Below are 18942 nucleotides of genomic sequence, written 5' to 3'. Positions count from 1 at the left end.
GCGTGGCCCGTCAGCGGGGGAGGCGCATCTCCAGGCCGTCCAGGACGACGTCGAGGCCGTAGGCGAACTTGGCGTCGCGGGTGGCGACGGGGTCGACGGCGGCGTGGACGGCGGCGTGGGCGTACGCCTCGGCGAGGTGGTCGTGGTCGGCCGCCGCCTGCTGGGCGGCGGGCATGAGGCGGGCGATGAAGCCGGCCTCGGTCTCGCCGGAGCGGGCGACCGTGGTGAGCCAGGCGGCCTCGGTGGTGCTCATGCCGATGACGTACGACAGGAGGGTGTCGATCGCGCGGCTCGGCTCGGGGAAGCCGCTCGCCGCGAAGAGGGTGGCGAGGCGCTCGGAGTACGCCATGAGGTTGGGGCCCAGATAGGCGAGGCCGGCCTGGCCGAGGACGGACGAGAGCCACGGGTGGCGCAGGGCCGTCGCGCGGAACGAGGAGGCGGCCTCGGCGGCGGCCTCGCGCCAGGGACCGCCGGGGGCCGGGACGGTGATCTCGGCGGCGACCTCGTCCACCGCGAGCTCCATCAGCTCGTCCTTGGTGGCGACATGGCGGTAGAGGGAGGTCGCGCCGGCGTTCAGGCGGGCGCCGAGCTTGCGCATGCTCAGCGCCTCGATGCCGTCGGCGTCGAGCATGACGATCGCCTCGCGGACGATCGCGGTCCGGCTGAGCGCGGGCTGGTCGGGGGCGGACTGCTCGCGTGCCCACACGGACGGTACGGGGTTCGCCTTGGCGGCCATGGTCCTCCTTCAACGGCTGCGACTTCGGTGCGTACATCGTGCGCTTCCAGCGTACAGCGCTCGGGGGTTGCGAACGCTGTGCGCAGATGCGTACAGTGTTCGCATCGAAGGAAGCAGAACGAAAGCCGAGGGGGAACTCCCGATGGAAACCCGCAACCCACGCCGCTGGTGGATCCTGGTCGTGCTGTGCCTCAGCACCCTGGTCCTGGTGGTCGACAGCATGGCGCTGACCGTCGCGGTCCCCTCCATGACCGAGGACATCGGCGCGAGCGCCCAGGACATCCAGTGGATCCTGGACTCCTACATCCTGGTCTTCGCCGGCCTCCTGCTCACCTCGGGAAGCCTCGGTGACCGCTTCGGCCGGCGGAAGGTCATGGTGATCGGCCTGCTGCTGTTCGGCGCCGCCTCCCTGGCCGCGACGGTCTGCACCACCCCCGGCGAAGTCATCGCCGCCCGGATCACGATGGGCGTCGGCGGCGCGCTGATCATGCCCTCGACCCTCTCCATCCTCATCACCGTCTTCGACGAGGACGAGCGGCCCAAGGCGATGGCGGCCTGGGGCTCGGTGTCGATGCTCGGCCTGGTCGGCAGCCCCGTCCTCGGCGGCGTCCTGATCGACCACTTCTCCTGGCACTCGATCTTCTTCATCAACGTCCCGGTCGTCGCGCTCGCCGTCCTCGCCGCCCTCACCCTCATGCCCGAGTCCAAGGGCCCGTGGCAGAAGCCCGACCCGCTCGGCGCGATCCTCTCCGTCGTCGGCATGACCGCCCTGATCTGGTGGATCATCGAGATCCCGCAGCACGGCGCCTTCGAGGGCCGCTCGCTCGTCACCCTGGCCGTCGCGGTCGTCGCCCTCGCCGGATTCGTGGTCTGGGAGAACGTCACCCCCGAGCCGATGGTGCCGCTGGTCCTCTTCAAGCACCGCAACTTCAGCGGCGGTTCGCTCTCGCTGACCCTCGTCCAGATCGGCAACGGCGGCCTGCTCCTGGTCCTCACCCAGTACCTGCAGTTCGTCCTCGGCTACTCGCCGGTCAAGGCGGGCCTCGCCTTCGTCCCGCTCGCCGTCGCCGCCCTGATCGGCAACGGCGCCGGTGCCGGCCTCGCCGCGAAGATCGGCAACCGGATCCTGATCCTCGTCGGCATGCTCGTCATGGCCTCCTCCTTCGCCCTCCTGACCACCGTCGGCGCCGACTCCGGCTTCACCGTCCCGGCTGTCGCCCTCGGCCTCCTCGGCCTCGGCGCCGGACTCGCGATGCCGGCCGCCGTCGGCGCGTTGATGAGCACCATCCCCGCTGAGAAGGCCGGCGTCGGCTCCGCCCTCAACGACACCATCCAGCAGGCCGGCACCGCGCTCGGCATCGCCATCCTCGGCTCGCTCCTCACCAGCACCTTCTCCCGTGAGATGCCGGCCGGTGCCCCCGAGCAGGCCAAGCAGTCGATCGGCGGAGCCCTCGCCGTCGCCCAGGGCGACGCCCGCCTGGCCGACGCGGCCCGCGAGGCCTTCACCGCCTCGATGTCCACCACCTTCACCATCAGCGCGATCGGCGTCCTCGCCGCCGCCGTCCTGGCCACCCTGGTCATGCGGGACACCAAGAAGACCGAGACCGGGACCGGGACCGAGACCGGGATCGACGCCGCCGAAGCGGCGCGGCCGGAGGAAGAGCCGGCGAAGAAGGCGGAGTCCGTCGCCTGACGCCCGTCACACAGCGAAGAGCCGGTGCCCGAGGGCACCGGCTCTTCGCTGTGTGGGCAGGAGAGGTCAGTGCGCCGGCGACGGCGCCGGTCCGGAGGCCACGGCGAGGGCGAGCGCGAGGCCGTGCGCGAGCTGGCGCCCGAGGTCGGCCTCGGGGTCGGCGCGGACGAGGCGGCGGACGGCCTGCATCGCCTCCCAGGCGGAGATCTCGGCCAGGGTCCGCCCCCACGACTCGTCGAGACGGTCCGAGAGGTACGCGCAGAACCCGAGCTGAATCGTTCCTTCGCGGGCCCGTTCCTCCTGGTGCGCCTTGAGCGCCGCCGTCAGGAACGCCGTCGCCCTCCGCGGCCCGAGCGCGCTCAGGATGATCCGGAGGTACGGGTCCACGAGCCGCGCGCTCGCGGGCCTCGATGCCTGGCGGCCGGTCCCGTCGGGCACGTTCCGCGCCAGGGGCGCGTGCCCCTGCGCGGGACGGCGGTGCGGGTGGGGACGGTCGTGCGGGGCGGTCATCAGCGGTTCCGTGTAGTCGTTGGCCATGGGCTCACAGTTATGCGACGCCCCCCGACGCCGCAGCCCGCGACACGGCCCAGGCCGACTTCAACGCCCGATCGGACGTGTGGCTCAGTACACGTCGCGGACGTACCGCCGGTCGGCGGCCAGCTGCTTGACGTACACCGCCGCGTCCTCCGCGCTCATCCCGCCGTGCCGTGCGACGACGTCGCGGAGGGTCCGGTCGACGTCCTCGGCCATGCGGCCGGCGTCGCCGCAGACGTAGAAGTGGGCGCCGTCCCGCAGCCAGGACCAGAGGGCCGCGCCGTGCTCGCGCATGCGGTCCTGGACGTACACCTTGGTCCGCTGGTCGCGGGAGAAGGCGACGTCGAGCCGGCTGAGGTGCCCCGCCGCCAGGTGGTCCTGGAGCTCGCGGCGGTAGTAGAAGTCGGTGGCCTCGCGCTGCTCGCCGAAGAACAGCCAGTTCGGCCCCGCGTGGCCGCGGGCCCGGCGCTCTTCGAGGAAGCCGACGAACGGGGCCACGCCCGTGCCCGGGCCGACCATGATCATGGGGGCCGCCGGGTCGGCGGGCGGGCGGAACGCCGGGGAGCGCCGCACGAAGACCTGGACCGGGCCGTCGTCGGCACCGTCGGCCAGATACGTGGAGCAGACGCCCCCGCGCTCCCGCCCCCGGTCGTTGGCGTAGCGCACGACCGAGACGGTGAGGCCGACCTCGCCGGGATGCGCGAGCGGGCTCGACGATATGGAGTACAGCCGCGGCTGGAGGCGCTTGAGCACCCCCGTCCAGTCCGCCGCGGAAGCCCGTACGGGGAAGGCGCCGATCAGGTCCGCCGCCTGCAGACCCCAACTCCACTTGGCCAGCTCGTCCTTGTTGCCCGGGCGGAGCAGCCGCCTGAGCTCGTGGCTGCCCGTGCGGTCCGCGACGAACCTGAGCAGGTCCGGCGTGATGCGGCTGATGTCCAGACGGGTGCGCAGCGCCTCGGCCAGCGGGACGGGCCCGGCGTCGCCGACCCCGACGGGCTCCTCCGGGTCGAGGCCGGTGAGCGCGAGCCACTCGCCGACGAGCCCGGACCCGTTCACCGGCCACACGCCGAGCGCGTCGCCCGCCTCGTACGCCAGCTCGCCGCCGCGCGTGTCGAACGCGAACCGGCGGACCTCCTTGCCCGAGCCGGGCAGGCTCAGCAGGCGGTTGCCGACGAGCAGGGTCGAGAAGGGCGAGGACTTGGAGTACGAGCCCTGAGGGGAGTGGGCGGGGGCGGGGGCGGGGGACTGGATCCGGGCGGCGGGGGTCGAGGTGCGGGCCGGGGGCGTCGCCGGGGGCTGGGCAGGGGGACCGGCCGGGGTCAGGGAGGCGAGGACTCCGGACAGCCATGCTCCGGCGCTCTCCTCGTGGTCGGGTTCGCAGTCGGTACGCGGGTGCAGGCGGGTCGCGCCGAGTTCGGCGAGCCGCTCGTCCACGCGGCGGCCGTGCCCGCAGAAGTCGTCGTAGCTGGAGTCGCCGAAGGCGAGGACGGAGAAGCGCAGGCCTGTCAGGGGCGGTGCGTCAGGGGAGTTCAGGGCCTGCCAGAACTCGGCGCCGTTGTCGGGGGCGTCGCCGTCCCCGAAGGTGCTCGTGACCACCAACAGGTCGGTGTCGGAGCCGAGTCGGGAGAGGTCGACGTCCGTCATGGAGAGCAGTTTGGGCGCCCGCCCCGCGCCGGACAGGGAGCCGGCGACGGTGGCGGCGAAGTCCTCGGCGTTGCCCGTCTGCGAGGCCCACAGGATGAGCAGGCGGCGCGCGGGCACGGCGTCGGCGGCCGGCGTCGAGAGCCCGGCCCGCGCCGAGGGGGCGCTGGTGCGGGAGAACATCCCGGCGAGGAGCCCGTCGACCCACAGCGCGCGGGCCGGATCGAGCGGGGCGCCGGACGGGAGCACCGGGACCGCGACCCGCCCCTCGGGCGGCGCGGCGGCCTCCGCGGACACGCCGGGGAGTCCGGAGAGGCCGGACACGTATCCCGCCAGGTACTGGCGCTCGGAGGCGGTGAAGGCGGGCGGCGCGGTGAGGTCGGCGACGCCGAGCAGCGCGGCGAGCGCGGCCCCGGGCGCGGCGGCCGGCGCCGCCTCGGGGAGGGGAGTGGCCGGGGCCTCGGGCTCGTCGTCCCGGCGTGCCTGGGGCACGGGCGCCGTCGTGCGGCTCAGCGCGACCGCGCAGGCCTTGAACTCCGGCTGGAAGGAGACCGGGTCGACGGCGTCGTGGGTGACGGCGTTGATGCTGAGGTACTCGCCGAAGAGGTCGTTCCAGTGGAAGGGGGCGAAGCAGTCGCCGGGGCGGACCCGGTCGGTCACCACCACGGGGAGGACGGCCCGGCCGCGGCGCGAGGAAATCTCCAGGTGGTCGCCGCCGGTGACGCCGAGGGACGCCGCGTCCTCGGGGTGCACCTCGACGAAGGGGCCCGGGGCCAGCCTGGTGAGCTTGGCGACCTTGCCGGTCTTCGTCATCGTGTGCCACTGGTGCTGGAGGCGGCCGGTGTTCAGGACGAACGGGTAGTCGTCGTCGGGGAGTTCGGCCGCCGGGAGGTGCGGCCGCGCGAAGAAGCGGGCGCGTCCGCTCTCGGTCGGGAAGGCGAGGCGCGGCCGGCTGCCGTCCTCCCGCACCAGCGGCGTCTGGCTGACGCCGTCGTTCAGGTAGCGGACCGGGTTGCGGTCGGGGCCCTCGGCGGTCGGGGCCGGCCACTGGACGGGGGTGCCGCGCAGCCGCTCGTACGTCACTCCGCGCAGGTCCCAGCCGGTCTGGGGGTTCCAGGCCCGCTTGAGCTCCTCGAAGACCTCTTCCGCGCTCGTGTACGTGAAGGCCTCGGCGAAGCCCAACTCGCAGGCGACGCGGGCGATGAGCCGCCAGTCGGGCAGCGCCTGGCCCGGCGGGTCGACGACGCCCTGGACGAGGGTGAGGTTCCGCTCGGAGTTGATCATGACGCCGTCGGACTCGGCCCACAGCGTCGCCGGCAGCACCACGTCCGCGTACGCGTTGGTCTCGGTCTCCGCGAACACGTCCTGGGTGACGACGAGTTCGGCGGCCTCCAGGGCGGCGATCACCGTCCTGCGGTTCGCGACCGAGGCCACCGGATTGGTGCAGATGATCCAGCACGCCTTGATGTCACCGGCGGCCATCCGCTCGAACATGTCCACCGTGCCGCTGCCCACCTCCGTACGGATCGAGCCGCCGGGGAGGTTCCACAGCTCCTCGACGAAGGCGCGGTCGGCGTCGACGAGGACCGACCGCTGCCCCGGCAGCCCCGGACCCATGTAGCCCATCTCGCGCCCGCCCATGGCGTTGGGCTGGCCGGTCAGGGAGAAGGGGCCCGAGCCGGGCCGGCAGAGGGCGCCGGTGGCGAGGTGCAGGTTGACCAGGGCGTTGGTGTTCCAGGTGCCGTGCGTGGACTGGTTGAGCCCCATCGTCCAGCAGCTCATCCACTCGCCGGCCTCGCCGATCCACCGTGCGGCCCGCCGGATGTCGTCCTCGGCCAGCCCGGTGATCCCGGCGACCCGGGCGGGCGGATAGTCGGCGAGGAAGGCGGGCATCCCCTCCCAGCCCTCCGTGAACTCGGCGATGAACGCCTCGTCCGTGTGCCCCTCGGCGACGAGCAGGTTCAGTAGCCCGTTGAGCAGCGCCAGATCGGTGCCGGGGCGTATCTGCAGGAAGAGGTCCGCCTTGTCGGCGGTGGCGCTGCGCCGCGGATCGACGACGATCAGCTTCGCGCCCGCCTTGACCCGCTCCATCATCCGCAGGAACAGGATCGGATGGCAGTCCGCCATGTTCGAGCCGATCACCAGGAACACGTCGGCCCGGTCGAAGGCCTGGTACGAGCCGGGCGGGCCGTCCGCCCCGAGCGAGAGCTTGTAGCCGGAGCCCGCGGAGGCCATGCACAGCCGCGAGTTCGACTCGATGTGCCGGGTCCGCACGAAGCCCTTTGCCAGCTTGTTCGCCAGGTACTGGGCCTCAAGCGACATCTGCCCCGAGACGTAGAACGACAGCGCGTCCGGCCCGTGCTCGTCCAGGATCGCGCGCAGCCGGTCCGCGACCGCCGTGACGGCCGCGTCGACGTCCGTCTCCACGGGCTCGCCGCCCCGCTCCGCCCGTACCAGCGCCTTACGGGCCCGCCCCGGGGCCGCCATCATGTCCGCGCTCGTCGAGCCCTTCGTGCACAACCGCCCGGAGTTCGCCGGGTGCGCCTTGTCCCCGGAGGCCTTCACCGCGCGCCGCAGGCCCGTCGCCGGGTCGCGCTCCACGTCGAGGACGATCCCGCAGCCGACCCCGCAGTACGAGCAGACCGTCCGGACAGCCTCGGCCCGCGAGTCCGACGACGCCACCGGGACTCCTCCCCCTCAGGAACACTCCGCCCGCCCCGACCCGCGCCGGAACCGCCGGACCGTGGGAGGTCTCCCACGGCCTCCGACGGTACGAACCGCGCGTTTCCGGACCGTCACACGCCACGGGCACCCGGCGTTACACGCCCCGCACGACGGCCGGGAGATTACCGTGAGCGACCGGAGGACGGCTCAAGCCGCACAAGGGCCGGGCCCGGCCCCGAAGACGTCAAGGCACGGTGGCACGGCTCCTTCGATGGTGTGGTTTCGCCGCACGGCGAGGCGACGCCCGTGCGCGGGGCGTGCGCGCGGCGCGCGCCCGGCCCTTCCGTGGTGGTGGCCGGTTTCGCCCCCCGCACGCGGGCGTGCGACGAGGCCGGAGCGGCGCCGGCGGGCGGGATTCCGGAGATCACGCGGTACCTAGACTCCCCGCACATGTCGCTCTGGCTGCTCAATAACTTCAGCACCTTCAACCTGACCGTCGTCATCGTGGGCGGGACGATTCTCCTGGCCGTCGTCGGAAGCCTCTTCACCCGCCGCAAGTACCCGTCGCTGGCCGAGGGGGAGCACAACGACATGGTCGGAGTCACCCTGGGGATGTTCGGCGCGATCTACGGGATCATCCTCGCGTTCGTCATCGTCACCCTCTGGACCCAGCTGGAGAGCACGCAGACCGTCGTCGCCACCGAGGCCACCGACGCCGCGCTCATCGCCCGGGACGCCGCCGCCTTCCCCGCCCCCGTACGCGACCGGCTCGACATCGCGCTCAGCGGCTACGTCCACGGAGTCGTCGAGAAGCAGTGGCCCCTGATGCGCGAGGGAACGCCCGACTACGACGCCACCGCCAACAGCCTCCAGGGCGTCTTCGACGTACTCCAGTCGTACGAACCGAAGTCCGCCGGCGAGGAGGTCTTCTACGAGGAGGCCGTCGGCCACCTCAACGACATCGCCGCCCAGCGCCGCGCCCGCCTCACCATGGCCGAGCAGCAGCTCCCCCCGCTGCTCCAGCTCCTCGCCTTCGGCGGCGCGCTGGTCCTGATCCCGCTCACCTTCCTCTACGGAATGCGACGGCGGAGGATCCAGCTCCTCTTCGTCGCCTCGGTGGCCGGCCTCATCGGATTCAGCCTGCTGCTCGTCCTCGTCCTCGACAGGCCGTTCGCGGGCGAGCTCAGTGTCAGTCCGGCACCGTACCGTCAAGGAGCGCTCGCCCGGTACTGGGACGAGCCCCCGGCAGCGGAGGAGAGCACCCCGTGAGGATCCACCTGACCAGCGTCTTCGTCGACGACCAGGCCAAGGCCCTGAGCTTCTACACCGACATCCTCGGCTTCGTGAAGAAGCACGACGTGCCGGTCGGCGAGGAGGACCGCTGGCTGACCGTCGTCTCGCCCGACGAGCCCGGCGGCACCGAGCTCCTCCTGGAGCCCGCCCGCCACCCGGCCGCCCGCACGTACCGCGACACGCTCGTCAAGGACGGCATCCCGCTCGCGCAGTTCGCCGTCGAGGACGTCAAGGCCGAGTACGAGCGCCTGCGCGCCCTCGGTGTCCGCTTCACCCAGGAGCCCGTCGACATGGGCCCCGTCACCGTCGCCGTCCTCGACGACACCTGCGGCAACCTGATCCAGATCGCGACCAAGCCGGAATAGCCGGACGCCGGCCAGAGGGGGGCTGGTCGGCGGGGGAGCCGTCCGGCATGCCGAGGCCCTTGACAACAGGCCATGCTCCTGGCGCAGTTGCTCTGCATTACTCCCGAGTACGGTGTCCCACCCGAAGGAGATCAGAGCATGACCAGCCCTGAGAGCGCGGCCCCCGAGTACGACGTCGTCATCAGCGGAGCGAGCCTCGCCGGCAGCGCCGCGGCGATCCTGCTCGCCCGGCGCGGCGCCCGTGTCGCCCTGCTCGAACGCCGCTCGGACCCGGAGTCGTACAAGGTCCTGTGCACCCACGCCATGCAGGCGGCCGCCTACCCCGTGCTCGACGAACTCGGCCTGGTCCCCGCCCTGGAGAAGGCGGGCGCCATCCGCAACGACGCCCGCTGGTACACCCGCTGGGGCTGGATCGAACCGCGCCCCGCACCCGGCGGACCCGAGCTGCCCTACGCGTACAACATCCGGCGCAGCACCCTCGACCCGATGATCAGGGCCCGCGCCGCCGAGACCCCCGGCGTCGACCTGCTCCTCGGCCACCAGGTCAGCGGCCTGATCGCCGAGGCGGGGCGGACCCTCGGCGTGCGCGCCACGACACGGCGGGGCGAGCGGGAGATACGGGCCCGCCTGGTCGTCGGCGCCGACGGCAAGGACTCAGCCGTGGCCAAGTACGCCGCGATGCCCACCCGGACGCACGAGAACGGACGGTTCGGCTACCTCGCGCACTTCCGCGGCCTGCCCCTGCGCGACGGCATCAGCCACGCCTGGTTCCTCGACCCCGACGCGGCCTACGCCTTCCCGAACGACGACGGCGTCACCGTCGTCGCCGTCCTCCCGGACAAGAAGCGCCTGCCGGCCTTCCGCGAAGACCTGGAGGGCAGCTTCCTCGACCTCCTCCGCGGCCTCCCCGACGCACCCTCCTTCGACGACGCCGAACGCGTCTCGAAGATCATCGGCATGCTCGACTACCCACTCCACACCCGCAAGCCCACCGCCCCCGGCCTCGCCCTCATCGGCGACGCCGCCCTGACCGGCGACCCCCTCTGGGGCGTCGGCTGCGCCTGGGCCCTCCAGTCCGCCCAATGGCTGGCCGACGCCGTCGCCCCGGCCGCCACCGCCACCGGCGACCTCGACGCCTCCCTGGCCGCCTACGCGCGCACCCACCGCCGCCGCCTCAACGGCCACCAGTTCCTCTCCGTCGACTACGCCAAGTCCCGCCCGTTCAACCCCGTCGAACGCCTCCTCTTCTCCGCGGCGGCCCGCGACGCCTCCATGGCCCGCCACATGCACCTCTTCGCCTCCCGCCTCATCGGCCCCCGCCAGTTCCTGGCCCCCCGGGCGCTCGCCAAGGCCGCGGCCGTCAACATCAAGCACCGTCGCTCCGCACGCGCTCAGTCCGGATCCCGTACCTGACGGACAGCCAGTAACCCGTACCCCCCCTACGGTCAGGCGTGCGGCACCGACACCGCCGTCGCCACGAAGCCGTCCCGGACCGTCCACCGCCCGTCGAACCCGTCGAGCCGGCGGCCTCCGACCCGTGGACCCGGTACGAGGAGCCGGGCGTGGAACTCCCCGCGCGGGGGGCCGCCGGGACGTACGGAGAACTCGATGTCGGCCTCCGCGAAGTCGAGCCACGTGCCCGTCAGCGGCGACCACGCCTTGTAGACGGCCTCCTTCGCGCTGAACAGGAGCCGGTCCCAGGGGACAGCGGGGTCGTCCGCCGCGAGCCGCTCCAGGCGGTCGCGCTCGACGGGCAGCGACACGGCACCGAGGACGCCCTCGGGCAGCGGGGCCCGGGGCTCGGCGTCGATGCCGAGGGAGGCCAGGTCCGTGCCGAGCGCCAGCGCGGCCGCGTAGTAGCCCTCGCAGTGGGTGAGGCTCCCGACCAGACCCTCCTGCCAGGCCGGCGCGCCCCGCCGGCCCGGCAGCACCGGCTGCGGCGGCAGGCCGAGCTTCGCCATCGCGCGCCGGGCACAGGCCCGTACGGCCGTGAACTCCCGGCGCCGCTTCTCGACGGCCCGGCTCACGAGCGCCGCCTCCTCGGGGTACAGCTCCGATTCCAGACAGGTGTGGTCGTGGCTCTCCACCGCGACCACGCTTCCGGGAAGCAACTCCTCGATCACGCCACACCCTCCCCCTCGGGTCGTCGAAGCCGCCCTCCGCACCCGCCCGACCCTACGGTGAGAGTATGAGCGACCCGGAGAAGAACAAGGCCACCGCCAAGGCCTTCTACGACCTGATGTTCAATCAGTGCCGCCCCGCCGAGGCCATCGACCGCTACGCCGGTGACACCTACATCCAGCACAACCCGCACGTCGCCGACGGCAAGCAGGCCTTCGTCGACTACTTCGAGCGCATGGCCGCCGAGTACCCCGGCAAACACGTCGCCTTCAAGCGCGCCTTCGCCGAGGGCGACCACGTCGTCCTGCACTGCCACCAGACCTGGCCGGACGAGGCGTACGCCGGCATCGACATCTTCCGCTTCGACCCCGCCGGCCGGATCGTCGAACACTGGGACGTCCTCCAGGTCGTCCCGCCCACGTCCCGGAACGACAACACCATGTTCTGACGCCCGTCCGGGCGGCTAGACGACGGACTGGGGGTGGCGGAAGAGGCCCGTGGGGTCGTAGTGACGCTTGACGGCAGCCAGGCGGGGGTAGTTGGCGCCGTAGTAGGCGTGCCGCCAGTCACCGAGGTCCGGATCGGGGAAGTTGACGTAGGCGGCCGAGGTGCCGAGGCGGCGGCGGAGGGCCCGGTGGAGGGCGCCGGTCCCGGCGAGGAGGCCGTCGACCGCCGCCTGCGGGGTGCCGGGGGCCCAGTGGGTGCCGATGTCGATGACATAGGTGGCATCCCGGTGGGGGTAGGCGGTGTCGCCGGGGCGGAGCCGGTCGGTGGTGCCGCCCATCGCGAACAGCGTCACATAGCCGGTGGCCCTCGCCGGTCCTGGACGCCAGGCCCGCGCCCACTCGGCGATCTCCGCCACCGTGCCGGCACCCAGCCACCGGTCGGGAACGAGCGACCGGGAGGCGTAGCAGTCCCTGGCCCCCGGGGTCTCCATCAGCCGGTCCTGCGCGCCCCAGAAGCCGAGCTCCTCGACGCGCGCACGGGAGGGCCGGAGCGCCAGGAGCGGCGCGAGAAGCCGGCGCAGGGCGTCCTCGGGGCCGAGCCGCTGCCCCAGCACCCACAGACTCGTGGTGCCGTCACCCGCGTGCTTGAAACCGACCCGGACGTCGAAGTCGCCCGCGCCGTCCCCGGCCAGGACGTCCTGCACCTCCCGGACGACGTCCACGGCCGAATCCAGCCCGAAGACGAGGTCGAAGACCGTCGCCCGCAGCGACCCCACGGGCACGGCGTCGAACGTGAAGGCCGTGTTGATGCCGAAGTTACCGCCCGCGCCGCCACGACAGGCCCAGAACAGGTCCGCGTTCTCCCTCTCGGTGGCGCGCACCAGGCTGCCGCCCGCGAGCACGACCCGCGTCTCGGCCAGGCGGTCGCACGTCAGGCCCCACTTGCGGTCGTTGAAGCCGAGCCCGCCGCCGAGCGTGAGCCCCGCGACCCCGACGCCCGGACAGCGCCCGCCCGGGAAGTACAGGCCGGCGTCCCGGGCCGCGTACACGTCGGAGTTGGTCGCCCCGCCGCCCAGATGGAGACGGCGCCCGTCCGGCGCCACCCGGTTCATCGCCCGCAGGCTGATCACCAGACCGGTCGTCGTCGAGTGGCCCGCGTAGTTGTGCCCGCCGGAGCGCGGTACGAAGGGCACACCGTGCTTCGCCGCCTACCGCAGCGCCCGCACGTCGCCCTCGGTCGCGCAGGCCACGACTCCGGCCGGCAGGACCGACGCGTACCGCCGGTTGTCGGCCGCGGCCTGGGCCGGATAGTCCCCGTCCCCGGGCCGGTACAGACGGGCGGCCGCGCTCAGCGCACGCCGCAGCTCCCGCCACGCGCCCCGGTCGGCGAGGTCCGCCGGGGCGGCCGCCGTGGCAGGACCGGCGAGTCCGGGCGCGCGTACGGCTCCGGCGGCCGTGGCCGTATCGGCGAGTCCGGGCGCCAGTACGGCTCCGACGGCCGCGGCCGTACCGGCACGCAGGGCGGCTCTTCGGCTGATCTCCATTGGTCGTCTCTCCTCTGAATCCGTCGGCCGGGCCTACAGGCCGCCGGTGTACAGCAGCTTGTCGGCGGTGTCGGGACTGAGGTTGGTGAGAAGGCCCTTGGTGGAGTTGCCGTCGAGCCACTGGCTGATCTCGGCGGGGGAGGCGGTGGGGTGCGCGGCCTTGTAGAGGGCGGCGACGCCGGTGACGTGGGGGGCGGCCATGGAGGTGCCGTTCAGGGAGACGGAGCCGCCGCCGAGCCTGGCGGACAGGATGGCCTGGCCGGGGGCGAAGAGCTCGACACAGCGGCCGTGGTTGGAAAAGGAGGTCTCCTCGTCCCACACGTTGGAGGCGGCGACGGTGACGACGCCGTCCGCAGACGCGGGGGAGACCTCGCAGGCGTCCTTGGCGTCGTTGCCGGCCGCGATGACGGGCAGCACGCCGGCGCGCTGCACGGCGGTGACGGCGTCGTTGAGGGCGGCGGACCGGTTGCCGCCGAGTGAGCCGTTGAGGACGGCGGGCTGCCGGGCGTTCCTGGCGATCCAGTCGAGACCGGCGATCATGCCCGAGTACGCGCCACGGCCGTCGCAGCCGAGGACGCGCACGCTGACCAGACCGGCCTTGCGGGCCACCCCGTACGTGCTGCCGGCCACCGTCCCGGCCACATGGGTGCCGTGGCCGCTGCAGTCCTGGCCCGCCCGCCCGTCACCCATCGCGTCGAAGCCGAACACGGCCCGCCCGCCGAACTCGTCGTGCCCGTAGTCGATCCCGCTGTCGAGGATGTACGCGGTCACCCCCGCGCCGCTCCCGCGCGTGGTGAAGTCCTGGTCGAGCGGCAGCTTCCACTGGTTGATCCGGTCCAGGCCCCAGGTCGCGGCCGGCCCCCGGGGCTGCGCGGGCGTGACGGCCGGCTGCGGCGGCGCCAGGGCCACCGCGTCCTCCTCGACCGAGGCCACCCCCGCCGTCCTGCGGACCAGGTCCAACTGCACCGCGTTGAGCGGCACCGCGAAACCGTGGAGCGCCTTCTCGTAGACGAACGTCGGCTTCAGCCCGAGCTTCTCCGCGATCCCGGCGGCGTCGGCCGTCCCGTCGACACTCACGATGTACCTGCCCGGCACCGCGTCCGCCGCCGTGATCAGGGGCGCGGGGCCCGGCTCGGGCGCCGCGGCGGACTCCGCCGCCGTCGCCCACGGGGCGACGAGGGCCAGGGCCGCGCCGCACGCGCAAGCAAGAGCGACTCTGGTACGTGTGTTCATTCCGGTGTTCATTCCGGGAGGTGATCACGCGGCAACGATCACCGGCGACGACACCCCGGCCGTTTCCGGCGGAAGCCCCAAACATCACCTCAATGCCCTGCGACCTACAGCGGGAGCCAGGCCGCCCGCCGACCCCCGTACCGCTCCCGTCAGACCTCGATCGGGATGCCGCCGAGCCGCATCGCTTCCTCGATCTCGTCGAGCCGGGCGTCGGACACGGCGCCTGCCCGCTCGCTGACGTCCCGTTCGGTGAGGGTGGCGAGCCAGGTGCAGGGGGTCACGCCGGGCTGCGGGAAGGCGACGCGGACGACGCCTTCGAGGGGGAGGCCGTCGGCGGCGCCGAGGGGGACTTCGAGACCCATGCCCGTGATGTCGACGGGGGCGGGCTCGACGATCTGCATGCCGCGGAACTCGCCGTTCGCGCCTTCGGAGAGCAGCACCACCGCTCGCCGCTCCCCGAAATCCGCCCACCAGACTTCACCACGCCGCACGGGTACCTCCAGACGGGAAGGGCGGTCCGCTCCGAGGCGGACCGATCATCACGTTACTCCCGGCAGCGTGACCGCGGTCAGGACGAAACCACGCCCCACCCCCCACCTGCCGGAGAACACGTCGTGGCGTCGCCCGGCCACCTCGGGCCCGGGCACGAGGAGCCGCGCCGAGAACGTGCCGGAAGCCGCGTCGAACTCGACCTCCGCCTCCTCGAACCCCAGCTCGCGCCCGGTCAGCGGGTACCAGGCCTTGAACACCGACTCCTTGGCGCTGAACAGCATCCGGTCCCAGTGGACCCCGGGACGACGCCGGGCCAGTGCCGCGACCGCGGCCGCCTCGCGCGGAAGCGAGATGGACGCCAGGACCCCCGCGGGCAACCGCAGATTGGGCTCCGCGTCGATCCCGAGGGAGACCGCGACCTCGGTCCGCGCGACGGCCGCCGCCCGGAAGCCCGCGCAGTGCGTCATGCTGCCGCTGACCCCCTCCGGCCAGGTGATCACACCGCGCCTGCCCGGCACGAGCGGCGCCGGCGGCACGCCCAGCACCGCCAGGGCACGCCGTGCGCACAGCCGCACGGTCGTGAACTCGGCCTTCCGGCCCGCCACGGCATTCACGACCGCCGCCGCCTCGGCCGGGAAGAGCCGGTCGGGCCCCTCCTGCGCCGGCGTCAGCTCCTCGTACGACGTGACGCCGACGACGCCCTCGGGGAGCACCGACCCGATCACGCCGAACGCTCCCCGGCCGGCCGGGGCAGGATTTGCCGCAGCGGCGAGCGCGGCGGCCGCTGCCGCCACTCGCGCGGATACCCGATCGACACCTCCTCGAACCGGACCCCGTCGTGCCAGGTCACCCGGGGAATGTGCAGGTGACCGTAGACAGCGGCGACGGCCCGGAATCGCCGGTGCCAGTCCGCCGTGAGCTCGGTGCCGCACCACTGCGCGAACTCCGGATGACGCAACACACGGGTGGGTTCCCGCACCAGCGGATAGTGGTTGACCAGTACGGTCCCGTGCCCGGGATCGACCGCCGCCAGCCGCTCCTCGGTGAGCGCCACCCGGGCCCGGCACCAGGCGTCCCGCGACGGATAGGGATCGGGATGCAGCAGATACTCGTCCGTGCACACCACCCCCGCCTCATGCGCCACCCGGAGCGACTCCTCCTTGTCACGCGCCCCGGGCGCCATGAACGAGTAGTCGTACAGAACGAACAGCGGCGCGATCGTCACCGGCTCCTCCCCGCCCCGCCACACCGCATACGGGTCCTCGGGCGTCAGCACACCCAGCCCCCGGCACAACTCGACGAGCGCCTCGTACCGGGCGACCCCGCGCAGCGTCACCGGGTCCGTCGGATGCGTCCACAACTCATGGTTCCCCGGCGCCCAGATCACCCGCGAGAACCGCCCGGCCACGAGCCCCAGAGCCCACGCGATGTCCTCGAACTTCTCCCCGACATCCCCGGCGACGATCAGCCAGTCCTCGTCCGACTCCGGCCGCAACGACTCCGTGATCCGCCGGTTCTCCTGATGAGTGACATGCTGGTCGCTGAGCGCGAACAGCTTTCCGTGGGTCACGCGGGCATCCACACCCTCTCCCCCTCGCGCCGTTTCCCGCCCCGCACCACCCCCGGGGCCCCTTCTCGCTGTTCGAGATCCTTTCGATCCTCCCCACCCCTGTCAACGCCGGCCGAAAGCCCACGACGACCCAGAAAGGAACGGCCACCCGGAGGGAAACCTCTACAGCCAGTCCTTCCGCTTGAAGACCACGTACAGGCTCGTGCACACCACCGCCATCAGCACCACAGCGAACGGATACCCGCCCGCCCAGTGCAGCTCCGGCATGTGGTCGAAGTTCATGCCGTAGATCGTGCCCACCAACGTCGGTGCGAAGAGGATGGCGGCCCAGGAGGAGATTTTCTTGATCTCTTCGTTCTGTTCGAAGCCGGCTTCGGCGAGGGCGCGCATTTCGGCGTTTTGTTGTTGGGTGACGAGGGTGGCGTTGACGGTGAGGATGTCGGTGAGGGCTTGGCGGAAGCTGTCGACGCGTTCGCTGGTGTGGGTGACGTGGTCGGCGACGTCGCGGAGGTAGCGCTGGAGTTCTTCGTCGGTGCCGTATTTGGGGAAGCCGGCGATGAGGGCGTGGAGCATGCCGACGAGGGGGCGGGTGGCGCGCTGGAACTCGACCATTTCGCGGGAGAGTTCGTAGATGCGGCGGGAGACGGCGGGGTCGCCGCCGAAGACTTCGGTCTCGATCTCGTCGATGTCGTTCTGGACGCCGGCGACGACGGGGGCGTAGCCGTCGACGACGGCGTCGAGGATGGCGTAGAGGACGGCTTCGGGGCCGAGGGCGAGGAGGTCGGGGTTCTCCTCCATGCGGCGGCGGACGGCGGAGAGGTCGGGGGCGGCGCCGTGGCGGACGGTGATGAGGAAGTCGGGGCCGACGAAGACGTGGAGTTCGCCGAAGTCGACTTCTTCCTGGGCGTCGAGGTAGCGGGCGGCGCGGAGGACGACGAAGAGGGTGTCGCCGTAGCGTTCGAGTTTGGGGCGCTGGTGGGCCTCCATGGCGTCCTCGACGGCGAGTTCGTGGAGGTCGAACTCGGCGGCGAGCGAGTGGAGTTCCTCGTGGGTGGGGTGTTGGAGGCCGATCCAGGCCATGCCGGCGGGCTGTTCGCGCAGCCGGCGGAAGGTCTCCGCGAGGGTGGCGGGGGAGGCGACGCGGTGGCCGTCGCGGTAGAGCCCGACCTGGACCACGCTGGGCGGGTCCGGTGGCGTCTGCGCGGACGTGGTCTCGGGTGGCGGCTCGGGGTGGCGGCGCCACGCCGCGCGGGGGCGGCGGTCGGACATCGTCGTACACCTCCTGGGTCCTCCGCAGGATATATGGGGCGGATGGGATGTATGCCGTGTGCAGTCCCTCCGCGGGCCCGGGTCGATGTCCCCTTGCGGACCGCATCTGTCCGCAAGGGTCGGTAGCGTGCTGTGCATGGCCCTGAAGACGACTTATCCCGTGCTCGGTACGCGTGCTCTGAACCGCGCCACGCTCGACCGTCAGCTGCTGCTGCGCCGTGCGCCGCTCGGTGCCGAGGAGGCCGTGGGCCATCTCGTCGGGCTCCAGGCGCAGAACACCAAGCCGCCGTACTACGCGCTCGCCGCGCGGCTCGAAGGGTTCCGGCCCGAGGACCTGTCGGCCGGGATGGAGTCGCGGAAGGTGGCGCGGATCGTGTCGCTGCGGTCGACGGTCCACACGCACACCGCGCGGGACGCCGTCGGGCTGCGGCGGCTGGTGCAGGCGGGTGCCATCGAGCGGGAGCTGAAGATGTTCCGCAAGGGGCTCGACGGCGTCGACCTCGACCGGCTGACGGCCCTCGCGACCGAGTACGTCGAGGAGCGGCCGCGCACGCCCAAGGACCTGCGGGAGCGGCTGCTCGTGGAGTGGCCGGAGGCCGACCCGCTGGCGCTGACCATCGCCGCGCGGTGTCTGCTGCTGATGGTGCAGGTCACCCCGCGCGGCCTGTGGAGGAGGAGCGGGCAGGTCGCGCTCACCACGACGCGCGTGTGGTTCGACGAGCCCGACGGGGACATGGCGGAGATCGACGAGACCGTACGGCGCTACCTGGGCGCCTTCGGACCCGCCTCGGTCCAGGACATGCAGACCTGGTGCGGTCTCACCCGCCTCCGTCCGGCGTTCGAGCGGCTGCGGCCCGAGCTGCTCGTCTTCCAGGACGAGCGCGGCACCGAACTCTTCGACCTCGCCGACGCGGCCCGCCCCGACGACGACACCCCGGCGCCGCCGCGGCTCCTCCCCGAGTTCGACAACCTGCTGCTGTCCCACGCCGACCGCTCCCGGATCATCCCCGCCGAGCACCACGGCCGCACCTGGACCGGCAACCAGGCCCACCGCACCTTCCTCGTCGACGGCTTCCTCGCAGGTCTGTGGCGCCTCGACGAGGCGAAGGACCGTACGACCGTCACCATCGAGCCCTTCGCACCCCTGACGCGCGCGACGCGCACCGCCCTCACCGCCGAGGCCGAGCGGACGCTCGATCTGTTGACGCCGCCTGGTACTCCGTACGAGATCGCGTACGCGGAGGGGTGAGGGCTGAGGGGCGGAGGGGTGAGGGCTGAGGGGCGGCGGGCCGGTGGTCGTAGCGCTGCCGAGGAGGGCCCGGGGCATGGCGAGACCTGCCC

At 72.6% G+C, this 18942-nt stretch carries 17 protein-coding genes and 1 pseudogene; 6 read left to right on the top strand and 12 right to left on the bottom strand.

What is annotated here, in order from left to right:
• Positions 1–10: 10 nt before the first annotated feature.
• Entirely contained in the window at positions 11–736 is a 726-nt protein-coding gene (locus ACZ7G1_RS09240; RefSeq protein WP_470880647.1) for a TetR/AcrR family transcriptional regulator, read from the bottom strand.
• A gap of 142 nt (positions 737–878) precedes the next feature.
• Here ACZ7G1_RS09240 and ACZ7G1_RS09235 point away from each other — a divergent pair, with 142 nt between their 5' ends.
• Positions 879–2429 carry an MFS transporter gene (locus tag ACZ7G1_RS09235; RefSeq protein WP_470880649.1) on the top strand — a complete coding sequence of 517 codons (1551 nt, stop codon included), beginning with the start codon at positions 879–881 and terminating at the stop codon, positions 2427–2429.
• A gap of 66 nt (positions 2430–2495) precedes the next feature.
• Here ACZ7G1_RS09235 and ACZ7G1_RS09230 read toward each other — a convergent pair whose 3' ends face one another.
• Together ACZ7G1_RS09230 and ACZ7G1_RS09225 are read right to left on the bottom strand one after the other, a co-directional pair.
• Positions 2496–2966, bottom strand: a complete 471-nt coding sequence (locus tag ACZ7G1_RS09230; protein WP_470880651.1) for a hypothetical protein — start codon at positions 2964–2966, stop codon at positions 2496–2498.
• Between the two features lie 84 nt (positions 2967–3050).
• A complete protein-coding gene (locus ACZ7G1_RS09225; protein ID WP_470880653.1) occupies positions 3051–7286 on the bottom strand; it encodes a molybdopterin-dependent oxidoreductase in 4236 nt (1411 codons plus the stop codon).
• Positions 7287–7718: 432 nt separating this feature from the next.
• Here ACZ7G1_RS09225 and ACZ7G1_RS09220 point away from each other — a divergent pair, with 432 nt between their 5' ends.
• From ACZ7G1_RS09220 to ACZ7G1_RS09210, 3 genes are all read left to right on the top strand, one after another.
• Positions 7719–8537, top strand: a complete 819-nt coding sequence (locus ACZ7G1_RS09220) for a bestrophin-like domain (RefSeq protein ID WP_470880654.1) — start codon at positions 7719–7721, stop codon at positions 8535–8537.
• Positions 8534–8926, top strand: coding sequence for a VOC family protein (locus ACZ7G1_RS09215; protein ID WP_470880656.1), 393 nt, complete (start codon positions 8534–8536; stop codon positions 8924–8926). Before ACZ7G1_RS09220 ends, ACZ7G1_RS09215 begins: the two co-directional genes overlap by 4 nt.
• 138 nt (positions 8927–9064) lie before the next feature.
• The gene (locus ACZ7G1_RS09210; RefSeq protein WP_470880658.1) at positions 9065–10339 is read left to right on the top strand and encodes an NAD(P)/FAD-dependent oxidoreductase; all 1275 of its coding nucleotides are present in this window, start codon (positions 9065–9067) and stop codon (positions 10337–10339) included.
• Between the two features lie 32 nt (positions 10340–10371).
• Here the strand turns inward: ACZ7G1_RS09210 and ACZ7G1_RS09205 are convergent, their stop codons facing one another.
• On the bottom strand, positions 10372–11049 hold the full coding sequence (locus tag ACZ7G1_RS09205; RefSeq protein WP_470880660.1) for a 4'-phosphopantetheinyl transferase family protein: 678 nt from the start codon (positions 11047–11049) through the stop codon (positions 10372–10374).
• Between the two features lie 65 nt (positions 11050–11114).
• Between ACZ7G1_RS09205 and ACZ7G1_RS09200 the strand changes: the two genes are divergently transcribed.
• The gene (locus tag ACZ7G1_RS09200) at positions 11115–11495 is read left to right on the top strand and encodes a nuclear transport factor 2 family protein (RefSeq protein ID WP_470880662.1); all 381 of its coding nucleotides are present in this window, start codon (positions 11115–11117) and stop codon (positions 11493–11495) included.
• A gap of 15 nt (positions 11496–11510) precedes the next feature.
• Here ACZ7G1_RS09200 and ACZ7G1_RS09195 read toward each other — a convergent pair whose 3' ends face one another.
• The 8 genes and pseudogenes from ACZ7G1_RS09195 to ACZ7G1_RS09160 form a co-directional block, all read right to left on the bottom strand.
• Positions 11511–11831 carry a BBE domain-containing protein gene (locus tag ACZ7G1_RS09195; RefSeq protein ID WP_471204035.1) on the bottom strand — a complete coding sequence of 107 codons (321 nt, stop codon included), beginning with the start codon at positions 11829–11831 and terminating at the stop codon, positions 11511–11513.
• 546 nt (positions 11832–12377) lie between these two features.
• Positions 12378–12689: pseudogene (locus tag ACZ7G1_RS09190) on the bottom strand (FAD-binding oxidoreductase); the annotation flags it as partial.
• A gap of 12 nt (positions 12690–12701) precedes the next feature.
• The gene (locus ACZ7G1_RS09185; RefSeq protein WP_470880664.1) at positions 12702–13037 is read right to left on the bottom strand and encodes a hypothetical protein; all 336 of its coding nucleotides are present in this window, start codon (positions 13035–13037) and stop codon (positions 12702–12704) included.
• Positions 13038–13070: 33 nt separating this feature from the next.
• On the bottom strand, positions 13071–14270 hold the full coding sequence (locus ACZ7G1_RS09180) for a S8 family peptidase (protein WP_470880666.1): 1200 nt from the start codon (positions 14268–14270) through the stop codon (positions 13071–13073).
• 149 nt (positions 14271–14419) lie between these two features.
• Positions 14420–14761, bottom strand: coding sequence for a type II toxin-antitoxin system PemK/MazF family toxin (locus tag ACZ7G1_RS09175; protein WP_470880668.1), 342 nt, complete (start codon positions 14759–14761; stop codon positions 14420–14422).
• 48 nt (positions 14762–14809) lie between these two features.
• Positions 14810–15487, bottom strand: coding sequence for a 4'-phosphopantetheinyl transferase family protein (locus ACZ7G1_RS09170; protein ID WP_470880670.1), 678 nt, complete (start codon positions 15485–15487; stop codon positions 14810–14812).
• A complete protein-coding gene (locus ACZ7G1_RS09165) occupies positions 15484–16332 on the bottom strand; it encodes a metallophosphoesterase family protein (RefSeq protein WP_470880672.1) in 849 nt (282 codons plus the stop codon). Before ACZ7G1_RS09165 ends, ACZ7G1_RS09170 begins: the two co-directional genes overlap by 4 nt.
• Positions 16333–16494: 162 nt before the next feature.
• The gene (locus tag ACZ7G1_RS09160; protein ID WP_470880674.1) at positions 16495–17601 is read right to left on the bottom strand and encodes a magnesium and cobalt transport protein CorA; all 1107 of its coding nucleotides are present in this window, start codon (positions 17599–17601) and stop codon (positions 16495–16497) included.
• A gap of 136 nt (positions 17602–17737) precedes the next feature.
• On the opposite strand from ACZ7G1_RS09160, the gene ACZ7G1_RS09155 reads away from it, so the two are divergent.
• Positions 17738–18850 (top strand): winged helix DNA-binding domain-containing protein, encoded by a 1113-nt coding sequence (locus tag ACZ7G1_RS09155; RefSeq protein ID WP_470880676.1) that lies wholly within the window; start codon positions 17738–17740, stop codon positions 18848–18850.
• Positions 18851–18942 lie beyond the last annotated feature (92 nt).

This window comes from Streptomyces sp. NPDC037273, assembly GCF_055603625.1.
Note: the sequence above shows the minus strand (reverse complement) of the source record. Positions and strands in the feature narration are given on the sequence as shown.

Excerpts from the sequence above, each read along its gene's own strand:
- ACZ7G1_RS09240 (WP_470880647.1), bottom strand. The coding sequence starts at position 736 with ATGGCCGCCAAGGCGAACCCCGTACCGTCCGTGTGGGCACGCGAGCAG.
- ACZ7G1_RS09235 (WP_470880649.1), top strand. The coding sequence starts at position 879 with ATGGAAACCCGCAACCCACGCCGCTGGTGGATCCTGGTCGTGCTGTGC.
- ACZ7G1_RS09230 (WP_470880651.1), bottom strand. The coding sequence starts at position 2,966 with ATGGCCAACGACTACACGGAACCGCTGATGACCGCCCCGCACGACCGT.
- ACZ7G1_RS09220 (WP_470880654.1), top strand. The coding sequence starts at position 7,719 with ATGTCGCTCTGGCTGCTCAATAACTTCAGCACCTTCAACCTGACCGTC.
- ACZ7G1_RS09210 (WP_470880658.1), top strand. The coding sequence starts at position 9,065 with ATGACCAGCCCTGAGAGCGCGGCCCCCGAGTACGACGTCGTCATCAGC.
- ACZ7G1_RS09200 (WP_470880662.1), top strand. The coding sequence starts at position 11,115 with ATGAGCGACCCGGAGAAGAACAAGGCCACCGCCAAGGCCTTCTACGAC.
- ACZ7G1_RS09195 (WP_471204035.1), bottom strand. The coding sequence starts at position 11,831 with ATGGGCGGCACCACCGACCGGCTCCGCCCCGGCGACACCGCCTACCCC.
- ACZ7G1_RS09185 (WP_470880664.1), bottom strand. The coding sequence starts at position 13,037 with ATGGAGATCAGCCGAAGAGCCGCCCTGCGTGCCGGTACGGCCGCGGCC.
- ACZ7G1_RS09180 (WP_470880666.1), bottom strand. The coding sequence starts at position 14,270 with ATGAACACACGTACCAGAGTCGCTCTTGCTTGCGCGTGCGGCGCGGCC.
- ACZ7G1_RS09160 (WP_470880674.1), bottom strand. The coding sequence starts at position 17,601 with ATGTCCGACCGCCGCCCCCGCGCGGCGTGGCGCCGCCACCCCGAGCCG.
- ACZ7G1_RS09155 (WP_470880676.1), top strand. The coding sequence starts at position 17,738 with ATGGCCCTGAAGACGACTTATCCCGTGCTCGGTACGCGTGCTCTGAAC.